General features: G+C 38.2%; 11 protein-coding genes, 1 riboswitch and 1 other annotated feature. Of the genes, 1 reads left to right on the forward strand and 10 read right to left on the reverse strand.

Going from position 1 to position 12,868, the window contains the following annotated elements; all coding sequences use genetic code 11:
* Positions 1–50: 50 nt before the first annotated feature.
* Positions 51–659, reverse strand: coding sequence for a succinate dehydrogenase cytochrome b558 subunit (locus ACIQXJ_RS13665; RefSeq protein ID WP_401008978.1), 609 nt, complete (start codon positions 657–659; stop codon positions 51–53).
* A 272-nt stretch (positions 660–931) separates the two neighbouring features.
* Between ACIQXJ_RS13665 and ACIQXJ_RS13670 the strand changes: the two genes are divergently transcribed.
* Positions 932–1,366 carry a YslB family protein gene (locus ACIQXJ_RS13670; RefSeq protein WP_401008979.1) on the forward strand — a complete coding sequence of 145 codons (435 nt, stop codon included), beginning with the start codon at positions 932–934 and terminating at the stop codon, positions 1,364–1,366.
* A 342-nt stretch (positions 1,367–1,708) separates the two neighbouring features.
* Here the strand turns inward: ACIQXJ_RS13670 and ACIQXJ_RS13675 are convergent, their stop codons facing one another.
* The 9 genes from ACIQXJ_RS13675 to ACIQXJ_RS13715 form a co-directional block, all read right to left on the reverse strand.
* Entirely contained in the window at positions 1,709–2,938 is a 1,230-nt protein-coding gene (locus tag ACIQXJ_RS13675; protein WP_403054475.1) for an aspartate kinase, read from the reverse strand.
* Between the two features lie 102 nt (positions 2,939–3,040).
* Positions 3,041–3,219: riboswitch (Lysine riboswitch) on the reverse strand.
* A gap of 138 nt (positions 3,220–3,357) precedes the next feature.
* On the reverse strand, positions 3,358–5,148 hold the full coding sequence (gene uvrC / locus ACIQXJ_RS13680) for an excinuclease ABC subunit UvrC (protein ID WP_403054477.1): 1,791 nt from the start codon (positions 5,146–5,148) through the stop codon (positions 3,358–3,360).
* A 192-nt stretch (positions 5,149–5,340) separates the two neighbouring features.
* On the reverse strand, positions 5,341–5,652 hold the full coding sequence (gene trxA / locus ACIQXJ_RS13685) for a thioredoxin (protein WP_024363864.1): 312 nt from the start codon (positions 5,650–5,652) through the stop codon (positions 5,341–5,343).
* Positions 5,653–5,773: 121 nt separating this feature from the next.
* A complete protein-coding gene (locus ACIQXJ_RS13690; protein WP_403054479.1) occupies positions 5,774–7,153 on the reverse strand; it encodes an amino acid permease in 1,380 nt (459 codons plus the stop codon).
* Between the two features lie 28 nt (positions 7,154–7,181).
* Positions 7,182–7,415: a binding site (T-box leader), on the reverse strand.
* Between the two features lie 157 nt (positions 7,416–7,572).
* Complete coding sequence (locus ACIQXJ_RS13695; RefSeq protein ID WP_403054481.1) at positions 7,573–8,550, reverse strand: electron transfer flavoprotein subunit alpha/FixB family protein; 978 nt, start codon at positions 8,548–8,550, stop codon at positions 7,573–7,575.
* Positions 8,551–8,596: 46 nt separating this feature from the next.
* On the reverse strand, positions 8,597–9,370 hold the full coding sequence (locus ACIQXJ_RS13700) for an electron transfer flavoprotein subunit beta/FixA family protein (RefSeq protein ID WP_403054483.1): 774 nt from the start codon (positions 9,368–9,370) through the stop codon (positions 8,597–8,599).
* 109 nt (positions 9,371–9,479) lie between these two features.
* The gene (locus ACIQXJ_RS13705; protein ID WP_403054485.1) at positions 9,480–10,253 is read right to left on the reverse strand and encodes an enoyl-CoA hydratase; all 774 of its coding nucleotides are present in this window, start codon (positions 10,251–10,253) and stop codon (positions 9,480–9,482) included.
* Positions 10,254–10,267: 14 nt separating this feature from the next.
* A complete protein-coding gene (locus ACIQXJ_RS13710; RefSeq protein WP_403054487.1) occupies positions 10,268–10,849 on the reverse strand; it encodes a fatty acid metabolism transcriptional regulator FadR in 582 nt (193 codons plus the stop codon).
* Positions 10,850–11,117: 268 nt separating this feature from the next.
* Complete coding sequence (locus ACIQXJ_RS13715; RefSeq protein ID WP_403054489.1) at positions 11,118–12,809, reverse strand: AMP-binding protein; 1,692 nt, start codon at positions 12,807–12,809, stop codon at positions 11,118–11,120.
* Positions 12,810–12,868 lie beyond the last annotated feature (59 nt).

Below are 12,868 nucleotides of genomic sequence, written 5' to 3' on the forward strand. Positions count from 1 at the left end.
CTTAAAAAATTGCAAAGATTGCATGCACTTCTATAGTAGCTTTTATTAAATTATACGAAAGCTAAAATAGCAGCCACACCAACTACACTTAGAATTACGAAAAGAACGTTTGTTACATAAGTAGCAATCTTTTGAGACTGAGGAGATTGTGTGATACCCCAGCTTACTAGGAATGCCCATAAGCCATTTGATAAGTGGAAAGTTGCTGATATAATACCAACAATATAGAATCCAAGCATAAATGGATTATTTACGATATTTGCCATCATGTCGTAATCAACGTGTGTACCAAGCGCTTTTTGAATACGAGTTTGGAAAATATGCCATGCAATGAAGATTACTAAAAATACACCAGTGAAGCGTTGTAATGAGAACATCCAGTTACGGTATGTGCTAAAACGCCCTGTATTTGGTGTAGCAGTGAATGCGATGTACACACCATAAAATGCGTGGAACATTAATGGAATGTAGATGACAATCCACTCTACTAGGATAAGAAATGGAATCTTTTCCATTACTGCGGTAGCATCATTGTAGCTTTCTGCTCCGCCTGTTGCTGTAAAGTTAATGAATAGGTGCATCGTTAAAAACAGACCTACTGGAATGATACCTAGTAGAGAATGTAAGCGACGCCATAAAAACTCTCGATCTTTCGACAAGACTGTTACCCCCCTTAGTACTTAAAATAGCACAACAAAAGAAGTCACCATTTTGTAAATGATACTCCATTGACTGTGTATTTCATCATGGTACAATATTATGACATGTTTATTGTACTCTCAAGTGCTACGAGCGTCAAGGTAACATAGAGTTTTTAATAGCCCTTATTATAGAAGTAATCTAGTACATAACGTGTCGTTTCTTCTCGAAAATTCTACCTTTACTTTATTGACGCTAAATTATAAGAAAATTCTAAGAAAGAAGGATTTCAATGTTAAATAATCCATCTAATACAATCTCACCATTTGGATATGAGTTAATCCGTGATCATATCCTATCTTCTATCCTCGGTAAACATGAAGATGACGTACTTTATTGGGCTGGGAAGGAGCTTGCACGGAAGTTCCCTTGTAAAAGTCAAGAAGAACTTATCGCATTTTTCGCGGATGCGTGCTGGGGTACTCTTGAATTGACAAAGGAGTCTAAGGATGGACGCATTTTCCATTTAACAAATGAACCAACACTTTTGCAAATTCATAATCGAAGCTTCAGACTAGAAGCAGGATTTATTGCTGAACAAATCCAACAAGCAAAAGGATACTTAACGGAATGTTATGATGAGAAGCGCGAAAAGCAACAGCTAGTCATGTTTACAGTTAAATGGGATGTTAAAGAGCGTATTATGAATACAATACAAAATAAATAAACTAGTAAAGGATTGCGATTTTGTTAGAAATGCAATCCTTTTTGAGTGTCGACAAAAGGCAACATGAAGTTAACTTGATGCCTTTTGTCATTTCTTTATCCTTTTATAGTAATCAATTGGAATATTCCTACCACCTTGTTAGGCGATTGGAGCGGAGGGCGGTCGACTCCTGCTCAGAACGCATAGAACGTAAGACGTAACTATCAGCGCATTAGCGAGGGTTACGGCTTACCTCTGTGCCCGCGGAAAGCGGCTGCCCGTAGCGAAAATCAACTGTAGTAGCCATCTAAGTAAGCTAATGTGATGCATATAAAACCAGTTAAGGATGTTGCCTTCTACCTTTTAGTTTACGTGAATCTCTTCTGCTAAATTAAACTCCTCATGTAATGCGTTTGCAGCGCGGATCATTTCATCCTGTGGCACAACAACAGAAACTTTAATTTCAGAAGTACTGACCATTTTCACTGCAATATCCTCGCGGCGTAAACGGTCAAACATTCGTGCAGCAACGCCAGGATTTGATGCCATGCCTGATCCTATAATTGAAACTTTCGCTAAGCCAATTTCAAAATCTGCAAAGCTAAAACCAAGTGACAATTTACTATCCTCTAGTACACGTAAAGCATCAGCAAACTCTTCTTTTAAAATTGTAAAAGACACTGATGGTCTCACACCTTCTATAATGGCTTGCACAATAATATCAACATTAATGCGATTCTCTGCAAGAAGCGCAAACATATCTGCTAACGATGCAGTTGAGTATGTATCATAACCGATTGTTAGGCGAATGATATCAGACTCATAAGCAACACCACGTACGATTAAATTTTTCTCCATTTCAACTTCCTCCTTCAATAAAGTACCTACAGTATCAACTACGCTTGAACGAATAATGACTGGGATTTGAAATTTTTTTGCGAGCTCCACTGCACGTGGATGTAAAATATGTGAACCTAAATGAGATAGTTCAAGCATTTCATCATATGAAATCTCCTTTAACTTTCTTGCCTTTTCAATATGACGAGGATCTGCTGTATAAACACCATCCACATTTGTATAAATATCAACACGTTCCGCTTCTAATGCGGCTGCAATGGCTACTGCTGTTGTTTCTGCTCCACCCTTACCAAGTGTTGTGATATTGTGCGCACGATTAATGCCTTGTTCCCCCGCAACTACGACAATTTGTCCTTGTACCAAGTGTTCTTTCATACGGCACACATCGATATGGTCGATACGTGCATTAAAATGTTTCGCATCTGTTTGCACACCAGCTTGCCAACCAGTCAATGAAACTGCATCATAGTCTTCCTCTTGTAAAGCAATTGCAAAAAGGGCACTTGCTAGTTGTGAGGTCGTCGATAGTAGTACATCCATCTCTCGTTTAGAAGCATCGTCTGATAAATCACGTACCATCTTCGCTAAGTCTTTTGCTGTGCGACCCATCGCCGCGGTCACCACTACTACATCATAGCCAAGTTCTTTTTTGGCAATCGCTATTTTAGCGACCTCTCGAATCCGCTCAGTTGAAGCGATTGCAGGTCCGCCAAATTTCAATACAATACTCGCCATTATCATCATTCTCCTTTTATCGATTCGTCTCTAGAACAGCAAAAAGGCAGCCCTCACATAACGTGAAAGCTGCCTGCAACATGTACAATAAAAAGCTTGCGCATGTGTGATAGCTCTCCGAAACGTCAAGATTCGACAGTCTTACATCTATTAAATGCAAAACCAGCAAAGTATCGGAAACAACGATACTTTACTTCGGCAAGCTCCCCTTTCACACACTGTCACCGGATTTGTCCATCCTTCAATGTGCTACTATTGAATCTTGCACCTCTATCATCACTTAAAATAGTGAATTTATTAATTTTACCTTTATGAAAATACTTCCTTTTTATGCTTTGCTTACATAAACATTCATATAAGCTGTAATAGAACATGATAGTCTTTTCACTTCATTGTTCTATCACAACCTTAGCATATGTCTAATCCTTTGACAATGACTGTTGCTGAAAATAATTGTAAATACTGTTCGCTAAGTTCGCTGGTATTCCGGCTTCTTGAAGTGCAAGCTCACTCGCCTCACGAATCTTTTTAACAGAGCCGAAATGCTTCAATAGTTGTTGCTTGCGCTTTGGACCAACGCCTTCTATTCCATCGAGAACAGATTGGATAGCATTTTTCTCATGCTGTTGGCGTAAAAAAGTAATGGCAAAACGGTGTACTTCGTCCTGAATACGCTGTAGTAAATAAAACCCGTCACTTGTTCGCTTTAATGCAATGACATCGGGCGGATCTCCAAATAAAAGCTGGGAAGTATTATGCTTCTCATCTTTTGCTAAGCCAGCAATTGGGATAACAAGACCAAGCTCATCCTCTAACACTTCTCGCGCTACTTCCATCTGCCCTTTACCACCATCTATTAGAACTAAATCAGGTAATGGCAAGCCTTCTTTTAATACTCGCGTGTAACGGCGACGTATCACTTCTTGCATTGCTCCGTAATCGTCATGTTTAGCGGCTGTGCGTGTTTTGTATTTACGATATTCCTTCTTTGCAGGTTTACCATCAATAAACACGACCATTGCTGATACCGCATCAGCACCGTGCATATGACTATTATCAAATGCTTCAATGCGAAGTGGTGCTGAAATCCCTATTGCTTCACCCAATGCCTCGCAAGCACCGATTGTTCGCTCTTCCTGTCGCTCGATTAACTGGAATTTCGCCGCCACAGCAATTTCTGCATTTTTCATGGCCAAATCTACTAATTCTTTTTTTTGCCCTCGCTTCGGTGTTAGCACTTTAACCTCTAATAATTCCGTTAAAATTGCTGCATCAATCGCCTGAGGTATAAAAATTTCCTTAGGCTTAATATGCTCAGGCTTTTCATAAAAACGGCCGACAAATGTTAAAAATTCTTCCTCAACATCCTGATAAATAGGGAAAATGGAAACATCGCGTTCAATCAGCTTACCTTGACGAACGAAAAAGACTTGTACACACATCCAGCCCTTTTCAACTGCATAACCGAATACATCTCGATTCGTTGTATCACTGGACACAATTTTTTGCTTTTGCATAACCGTTTCAATATGTGCAATTTGATCGCGGAACTCCTTCGCTCGCTCAAATTCTAGTTGCTCAGCTGCAGCCAACATTTTCGCTTCAAGCTCTTTTTTTACTGTCTCCACTCCACCATTTAAGAACTTCGTCATATCTTCAATCATATCGTGATATACTTGTGCATCAATTTCTTTTACACACGGCGCTAAACATTGTCCCATATGGTAATATAAGCAAACTTTCGAAGGTAATTGTACACATTTCCGAAGTGGATATAGTCTATCGAGCAACTTTTTTGTCTCACTTGCTGCATACGCATTTGGATAAGGGCCAAAGTATTTTGCTTTATCTTTTTTTACTTTACGTGTTGTAATAAGACGTGGATATTTTTCGTTCGTAATTTTTATATACGGATATGTTTTATCATCCGTTAGCATGATGTTGTATTTAGGATCGTGTAGCTTAATAAGGTTCAACTCTAGAATGAGTGCCTCTAAATTAGAAGAAGTCACAATGTACTCAAAATCCTCAATCTCACCAACAAGGCGCTGTGTTTTTCCTTCATGCGTTCCTGTAAAATATGAACGTACTCGATTTTTAAGCACCTTTGCCTTACCTACATAAATAATTGTCCCTTGTCGATCCTTCATCAAATAGCAGCCAGGCTGATCTGGTAAAATATCAAGCTTTCGTTTAATTAAATCATTCATCGCCTACCTGCCCCCCTTTTTGATGTCTTAATAATAACCGCCATTCCATTACCATTCTCTTATTGCCTTTCAATCTTTACGAAAATAAGAAAATTTATTGAAAAACGAGCGTTTATTGATTTTCCTCTATCTATTATATAACGAAAAAAAGCCAAGCACATCTAAAGATGGCTCAGCTCTTTATTTTACGAATTAAGCATGTTTAGCGATGAATGCTTCTAATGCTTCTTTTGGTTGGAAACCAACAGTTTTGTCTACTAATTCACCGTTTTTGAATAAAAGCAATGAAGGGATAGACATGATTTGGTATTGTGCTGCAGTACCTTGGTTATTATCCACATCTACTTTTACGATTTTAGCCGCACTACCTGCAGCGTCCATTTCTTCAAGAACTGGACCAATCATTTTACATGGTCCACACCAAGCAGCCCAAAAGTCGACTAATACTAAGCCTTCTTTAATATCATCTTGAAACGTTGCATCTGTTGCATGTACAATTGCCATTTGAAATCCTCCTTAAATCTTACTATGGTTGTAGTATAGCACGGATAAAATAGCTTGAGCGAACAATCTGCCTGCAATGTATATTTTATGAAAAACGTGTCAAAAAAATAAATAACGCCAATTAATTTACTTGATGTCGGCCTTTAAATACATACGTTAACGTAATAAAGATGTAAATTGCTAACGTAATTCCTGTCACGATAATAGAGGTTGTAAAAATAATCCCAATGAGTATGGCACTTAACGCTATAATCGCTATCCAAGTTGTATACGGAAACCATTTAACTTCATAGGCGCTTGTGTTTTCTGATTGTTTTTTTCGTGATTTTAAATGGGCAATCGCAATAATTAACCAAATAAATAATACTGTATAGCCAAGGGACCCCATTAAGAAATCGAAAGTCTTGCTTCCAGCAAATAAAGAAAAGATTACACCTAAATATAAAGCTAACGTACACATTAAAATAGCATATACAGGAACTTTTCGTTTAGATAAATGAGCAAAGATTTTAGGAACACGACCGTCTACAGCTTGTGTATACAGTACTCGAGATGAACCATAAAGCCCTGAATTCATAGAAGAAATAATAGCAAGTAAAACAACAGCATTCATAATATGGTCTGCACCTGGAATTCCGATCATTTTAAATACCATTACAAATGGACTTTCAGGGACACCATTTACTTCATTCCAAGGAATCAAGCTTACGATAATAAAGAACGGAAGTAGATAGAACGTAACAATACGGACTAATGTACTGCGAACCGCTTTTGGGACTACTTTTTCAGGATTTTTTGTTTCAGCTAATGTAATCCCAATGATTTCTGTACCACCATAAGAATAAATGACAACAAGCATTGCAGCTATTAACCCAGTTGATCCGTTAGGGAAAAAGCCTCCGTGTTCAGTTAAGTTAGAAAAACCAACTGCTGTATGATTTCCAAACGTACCAAACAATAAAATAAGTCCTGCAATAATAAATACAATAATAACAGTGATTTTAATCATCGCTAGCCAGTATTCTGTTTCTGCAAAAAGTTTTACGGATAACAGGTTAATGGCTGTCACTAATATTGAAACAGATAGCGCAAGTATCCAAACCGGATATTGCGGTAGCCAATATTGAATAAAAATAGCAGCCACTACTGATTCTGCTGTAATATTTAAAACCCACATTTTCCAATAGATCCAATCAAGGAAATACGCAGGGTATTTTCCTAACACAGATTCAACTAAATCCCTGAACGTTCTTGCTTCTTTATTTCGAACGGCCATTTCGGCTAAACCTTGCATGACAAATAATAAGATAATGCCTCCTACTAAATACGCAATAAGCACAGACGGCCCTGCCATATCAATAGCTGCACTACTTCCTTTAAATAATCCAGCACCAATGGCACCACCTAACGCCATCATTGTGATATGACGCGAGGTCATAGTTCGTTTTAATTGTTGACTGTTGTTTTCCACTTTCTTACCTCCTAAAATCAAAAAAGGCATACCGTCTGTTCCTTCATCATCAAATGAAAGAAGAGACGATATGCCATAAGCAACCGCGGTACCACTCTAATTGGTCCATTAAGAACCCAACTTAAAAAACCTTGTAACGAAGGTTAATCGTCAAACAAATAGAATAATCTGATAATTCTATTTATCTTACCACTCCTAGGCAAGTTCAAAGTCTTATTGGACTGCGTTGCACCAACCCGCAGCTCTCTTTACCGAATAATGAGCTTTTACTACTCCTAATCTTTGCGTTTCAAAACATTATTATTGAAAAAATTAATGATTATTCACCACTATAATGTCTACTGTTCGTTATGTCAATATTTTATTTTACGATAATTTTTAAATAATGGCTTCCGCTAGATACATCCATAAAAAAAGCAGAAAGGATTACCCCTTCCTGCTTCTGCTTGTTATGCGTTTACTTTTAATGCTTTAAATTCTTCGATTAGAAGCGGAATCACTTCAAATAGATCGCCTACAATACCGTAGTCTGCTACTTTGAAGATATTTGCTTCAGGATCTTTATTAATCGCTACAATTACTTTAGAGTTAGACATACCTGCTAAATGTTGAATTGCACCTGAAATACCTGCTGCGATGTATAGGTCTGGTGTAACAACCTTCCCTGTTTGACCGATTTGTAAAGAATAATCACAGTACTCAGCATCACATGCACCACGAGATGCACCAACTGCGCCGCCAAGTAAGTCAGCTAATTCCTTTAGTGGCTCAAAGCCTTCCTCTGATTTAACACCACGACCACCAGCTACAACTACTTTTGCTTCTGAAAGATCTACACCCTCTGAAGACTTACGTACAACCTCTTTAATGATTGAACGTAGGTTTGTAATATCTACAGTTACAGAAGATACATCACCTGATTTACCTGCAGCTTTTTCTAAAGGTGCAATATTGTTAGGACGAATTGAAGCTAACACGATGCCCTCTTTTACTTTTACCTTTTCAAAAGCTTTACCTGAGAAGATTGGACGAATGAATACTACATCGTCACCAGCACCTTCAATCGATGTTACGTCAGAAACAAGGCCTGCTTGTAATTTACTTGCAATTTTTGGAGATAAATCTTTACCATTTGCAGTATGACCAAACACAATGCCCGTTGGCTGTTCTTGCTCGATAACAGCTAATAAAGCTTGTCCATAACCATCTGATGTATATTGCTTTAAATGTGGATGTTCCACAGTCACAACACGATCTGCACCATGCTCGAATAATGGACCTGTTAATCCTGCAACCGCATCTCCTAAAAGTACGCCAACAACCTCGCCACCATCAGCGATTTGTTTTGCTGCTGCAATTGCCTCGAAAGATACATTACGTAAGCTTCCTTCACGAACTTCACCTAATACTAATACTTTTTTTGACATAGTATATTCCCTCCGTTACCCTTTAAGATTCGATTTGCGCTAACACTTAAACAACTTTCGCTTCTGAATGAAGTAGGTTGACTAGCTCTTTTGCTTGCTCAGAAAGTTCGCCTTGTAAAATACGACCTGCTGCTTTTTGAGCTGGTAAGTAAATGTCGACTGTTTCTACTTTTACTTCAACATCATCTTCATCGATATCTAAATCATCTAATTCAAGCTCTGCAAGCGGTTTCTTCTTCGCTTTCATAATGCCTGGTAAAGATGGGTAACGTGGCTCATTTAAACCTTGTTGAGCAGTTACTAAAAGTGGTAAAGACGTTTCAATCACTTCTGAATCACCCTCGATATCGCGCACGATTTTTGCAGATGTGCCATCGATTTCAAGGTTTGTAATTGTTGTAACATAGTTGATGCCTAATAAATCTGCAACACGTGGGCCTACTTGACCAGAACCACCGTCAATTGCCACATTTCCTGTTAAAATTAAGTCAGCATCTTTATCTTTTAAGTACTCAGCTAAAATGTAAGCAGCTGCATTTTGATCTAATTCATCTAGATCATCTTCTGTATTAATAAGAACCGCTTCATCTGCACCCATTGCTAACGCTGTACGCAATTGCTTTTCTGCATCCTCGCCACCGATTGTAACAACTGTTACTTTACCACCAGCTGCATCACGAACTTGGATTGCTTCTTCAATTGCATACTCATCATAAGGATTAATAATGAATTCAGCGCCGTCCTCTTGGATTTTACCACCCGACACAACGATTTTTTCTTCTGTATCAAACGTACGTTTAATTAATGCAAAAATGTTCATATTTCATACCCCCTGCAACGTTTTTTAAATTCCCAAGTAAACTTGTAAATATTATATATTTTCAGTGTGGATAAACTCCCCTTATGTGGTTAACAACACTGATGGAAAACTATTTGCCAGTAAACACAGGCTCGCGTTTTTCAATAAATGCTTGAATTCCTTCTTTAGCATCTTCTGATACAAATACTGTACCAAATAATTTAGCTTCTGCTTGAATCCCCTCATAAAATGAAGCATGTTTCGCATATTGTAATGCTTGAATAGCTTCTTTTAATGCTATCGGGCTCTTCTTCGCAATCTTTTTCGCTACCTTTAGTGTTTCCTCAAGTAATACTTCATCTGTATAAGCACGGTTTGCTAGTCCCCATTGCACTGCTTCTGTACCGGAAATAGGATCGCTTGTAAACATCATTTCTGCTGCTTTAGCTACCCCAACATAACGTGGTAAACGTTGTGTGCCACCGAAGCCTGGAATAAGACCTAGTTGTAGTTCAGGCAATCCTAATTTTGCAGATTCCGTTACAAAGCGCATATGACAGCTCATAGCTAATTCTAGACCACCGCCAAGTGCGGCACCATGAATTGCGGCGATTACTGGCTTAGGGAACGACTCAACGCGTTCAAATACTTGTTGACCATTGCCTGCAAGCTTCGTAAACTCTTCCCCAGATTCAACTTCTGTAAATTCTTTAATGTCTGCACCTGCTGAGAAGAAACGGCCTTCGCCATGAAGTACAAGGACACGTACTGCGTCATCGTTTTCTACGGCATCTAATACAGCATTTACTTCTGCAATGATTCCGCGAGATAATGCGTTTGCTGGAGGACGTGCAATCGTAATAATTGCTACTCCATCTTCTACTTTCCAACTTAGAAATTCCATTTCTCCACATCCTTTTAAGCTTTAATGCCGTTCAGGATTAATGCCTGAACTTTCGGAACCTGTTCTATCAAATCATATCGATAGTCATTCATAACCCAAGACGTAATAGTTTCGTCAATTGTTCCAAATACCATTTGACGCGCTAAGCGAACATCCATCGTTTGATTGAACTCACCTGAAACCATACCTTCAATTAAAATTTGATCAAGCAATTGTAAGTAATCTCTTAATACACCATTGATCTTTTGTCGTAAATCTTTATTTGATTGTCGAAGTTCTAATTGTGTAACGGTCGCAAGTGATCGATCTGTAGCTAGAACACTAAAATGATTTTCAATCATCCGAGAAAGTTTGTCTTTCGACGTACTCCCATTTTCTATTATATCTTGTAATGTCTCTACAAAAACAGCCATTTTTTCATTAAAGACAGAAATTAATATATCTTCTTTATTTTTAAAATATAAATAGATTGTTCCGTCGGCTACTCCTGCTTGTTTTGCAATCTTCGATACTTGCGCTTGGTGATAACCATTTTCTGCAATAACGAAGACAGCTGCATCAATAATTTGCTTATATTTTGGCTTATCTCGTTTCATTTTTTAAATCACCACCTACAAAAAACATACGCACACCTAATTATATTTTGTGACATAATTGACTTACCGTTAAGATAATGATTTGCCAATATGTGACACTGTGTAATTCCTTAAACGCTGAAGTTTCGAAACAAAATTTTGAAGCGGTTCTTCATGATTAACATGGCGTGGTTTTAAAGAAACAAAAAATATGAAAATATGAATGGTTATTCATTCATATTTTCATATTATATTTTACATTCGCGCTTGTCAATACTTTACCACGTAGTTATTTTGCTTCTTTATTCGCCATTTTCGTTTTTTCTTCTTCCACTAAAGTACGACGTAGAATTTTTCCGACTGCTGTTTTTGGTAACTCATCCCGGAATTCATAATAGCGTGGCACTTTAAAAGCAGCTAAGTGCTGACGACAGTATTTATTTAATTCGTCTTCAGTAACTGAATATCCTTCTTTTACAACAATATAAGCTTTTACTGTTTCCCCTCGATATGGATCTGGAATGCCTGCTACTACGCATTCTTGAATTTCTTCCCGCTCATATAATACTTCTTCGACTTCACGAGGGTAAATATTAAAGCCACCCGCTATAATTAAATCTTTCTTCCGATCGACTACATAGAAGAATCCTTTTTCATCCATATAACCAAGATCACCGGTTAAAAACCAACCATCTGCAAAAGTCGCAGCTGTATCCTCTGGACGATTCCAATAGCCCTTCATTACTTGCGGACCTTTAACAGCAATTTCGCCTACTTCACCAACAGCAAGTTGTTCAGTATCACCCGTACGTAAAATGACAGAATCAGTATTCGGCCATGGTAAACCTACTGAACCTATGACCCGGTTACCCCAAATCGGTGTGGCGTGCGTTACTGGCGAGGTTTCGGTTAACCCATAACCTTCAACAAGCTTCCCACCTGTTACTGCCTCAAATTGCTCCTGTACCTCTACAGGCAATGAAGCCGAGCCACTTAGACATGCTTTAATAGACGATAAATCATATTTCGCAATATCTGGATGATTTAATAATCCAATATACAATGTAGGAGCACCGGGGAACAAAGTTGGCTTTTGCTTATCAATCGTTTTCAAAGCTGTTTCAGCATCAAACTTCGGTAATAATACCATTCTATTTTGAGTGAACACAGATAGTAGCATGACAGTCGTCATTCCATAAACATGGAAAAATGGAAGCACACCCATAATCGTTTCCTCGCCGTGGACACATTTATACATCCATGCATCACACATTGTCGTATTGGCAATTAAGTTTTTATGCGTTAACATAACACCTTTGGGATACCCTGTCGTCCCGCCTGTATACTGAAGTAATGCAAGATCTTCTTCAAAATCAAATGGCATTTCAATCATTTTTACAGGTGAGGACTTCATAATTTCTGTAAATAAATGGTTTTGCCCGCTATGCTCAACTTTCACACTAAAGCCATACTGCTTTTTTTGAATAAATGGATATACTAAGTTTTTTGGGAATGGCAAGTAGTCTTTGATGGCTGTTACAATGACATTTTCAAGAGCCGTTTCTTTCATGATTTTCATCACGCGCGGATATAAAATATCCATTACTAAAATGACTTTCGCACCTGAATCCGTCAATTGATATTGCAATTCACGTTCAGTATAAAGTGGATTTGTTTGTACTACGACCGCTCCGGCATACATCGCCCCATAGTAAGCGATTACACTTTGTGGCGTGTTTGGTAACATAATTGCCACCCGATCTCCCTTTTCTACACCAAGTGCTTGTAAATAGTTCGCGAACTTAAGTGCAGACTCATATAACTCGGTGTACGTCAAATCCTTACCCATAAAATGAATTGCCACTTTAGAAGGATTCTTTTTATAGGCACGTGTCAAAAACTCTTGCACAGGAATTTCCTCAAACGTTAAAGACGGTGGTACTTCTTCAGGATAATTTGCTAGCCATGGTTTTGCTGTCATACGTCCTCTCCCCTTTGTCCCAAACTTTGTAAATTCTTAATTTAATTATAATGAAAAAG

The sequence above is a fragment of the Lysinibacillus sp. NPDC097868 genome, assembly GCF_044761135.1.
Taxonomy (GTDB): Bacteria; Bacillota; Bacilli; order Bacillales_A; family Planococcaceae; genus Lysinibacillus.

Excerpts from the sequence above, each read along its gene's own strand:
- ACIQXJ_RS13670 (WP_401008979.1), top strand. The coding sequence starts at position 932 with ATGTTAAATAATCCATCTAATACAATCTCACCATTTGGATATGAGTTA.
- ACIQXJ_RS13675 (WP_403054475.1), bottom strand. The coding sequence starts at position 2,938 with ATGGCGAGTATTGTATTGAAATTTGGCGGACCTGCAATCGCTTCAACT.
- uvrC (WP_403054477.1), bottom strand. The coding sequence starts at position 5,148 with ATGAATGATTTAATTAAACGAAAGCTTGATATTTTACCAGATCAGCCT.
- trxA (WP_024363864.1), bottom strand. The coding sequence starts at position 5,652 with ATGGCAATTGTACATGCAACAGATGCAACGTTTCAAGATGATATTAAA.
- ACIQXJ_RS13690 (WP_403054479.1), bottom strand. The coding sequence starts at position 7,153 with ATGCCTTTTTTGATTTTAGGAGGTAAGAAAGTGGAAAACAACAGTCAA.
- ACIQXJ_RS13695 (WP_403054481.1), bottom strand. The coding sequence starts at position 8,550 with ATGTCAAAAAAAGTATTAGTATTAGGTGAAGTTCGTGAAGGAAGCTTA.
- ACIQXJ_RS13700 (WP_403054483.1), bottom strand. The coding sequence starts at position 9,370 with ATGAACATTTTTGCATTAATTAAACGTACGTTTGATACAGAAGAAAAA.
- ACIQXJ_RS13705 (WP_403054485.1), bottom strand. The coding sequence starts at position 10,253 with ATGGAATTTCTAAGTTGGAAAGTAGAAGATGGAGTAGCAATTATTACG.
- ACIQXJ_RS13710 (WP_403054487.1), bottom strand. The coding sequence starts at position 10,849 with ATGAAACGAGATAAGCCAAAATATAAGCAAATTATTGATGCAGCTGTC.
- ACIQXJ_RS13715 (WP_403054489.1), bottom strand. The coding sequence starts at position 12,809 with ATGACAGCAAAACCATGGCTAGCAAATTATCCTGAAGAAGTACCACCG.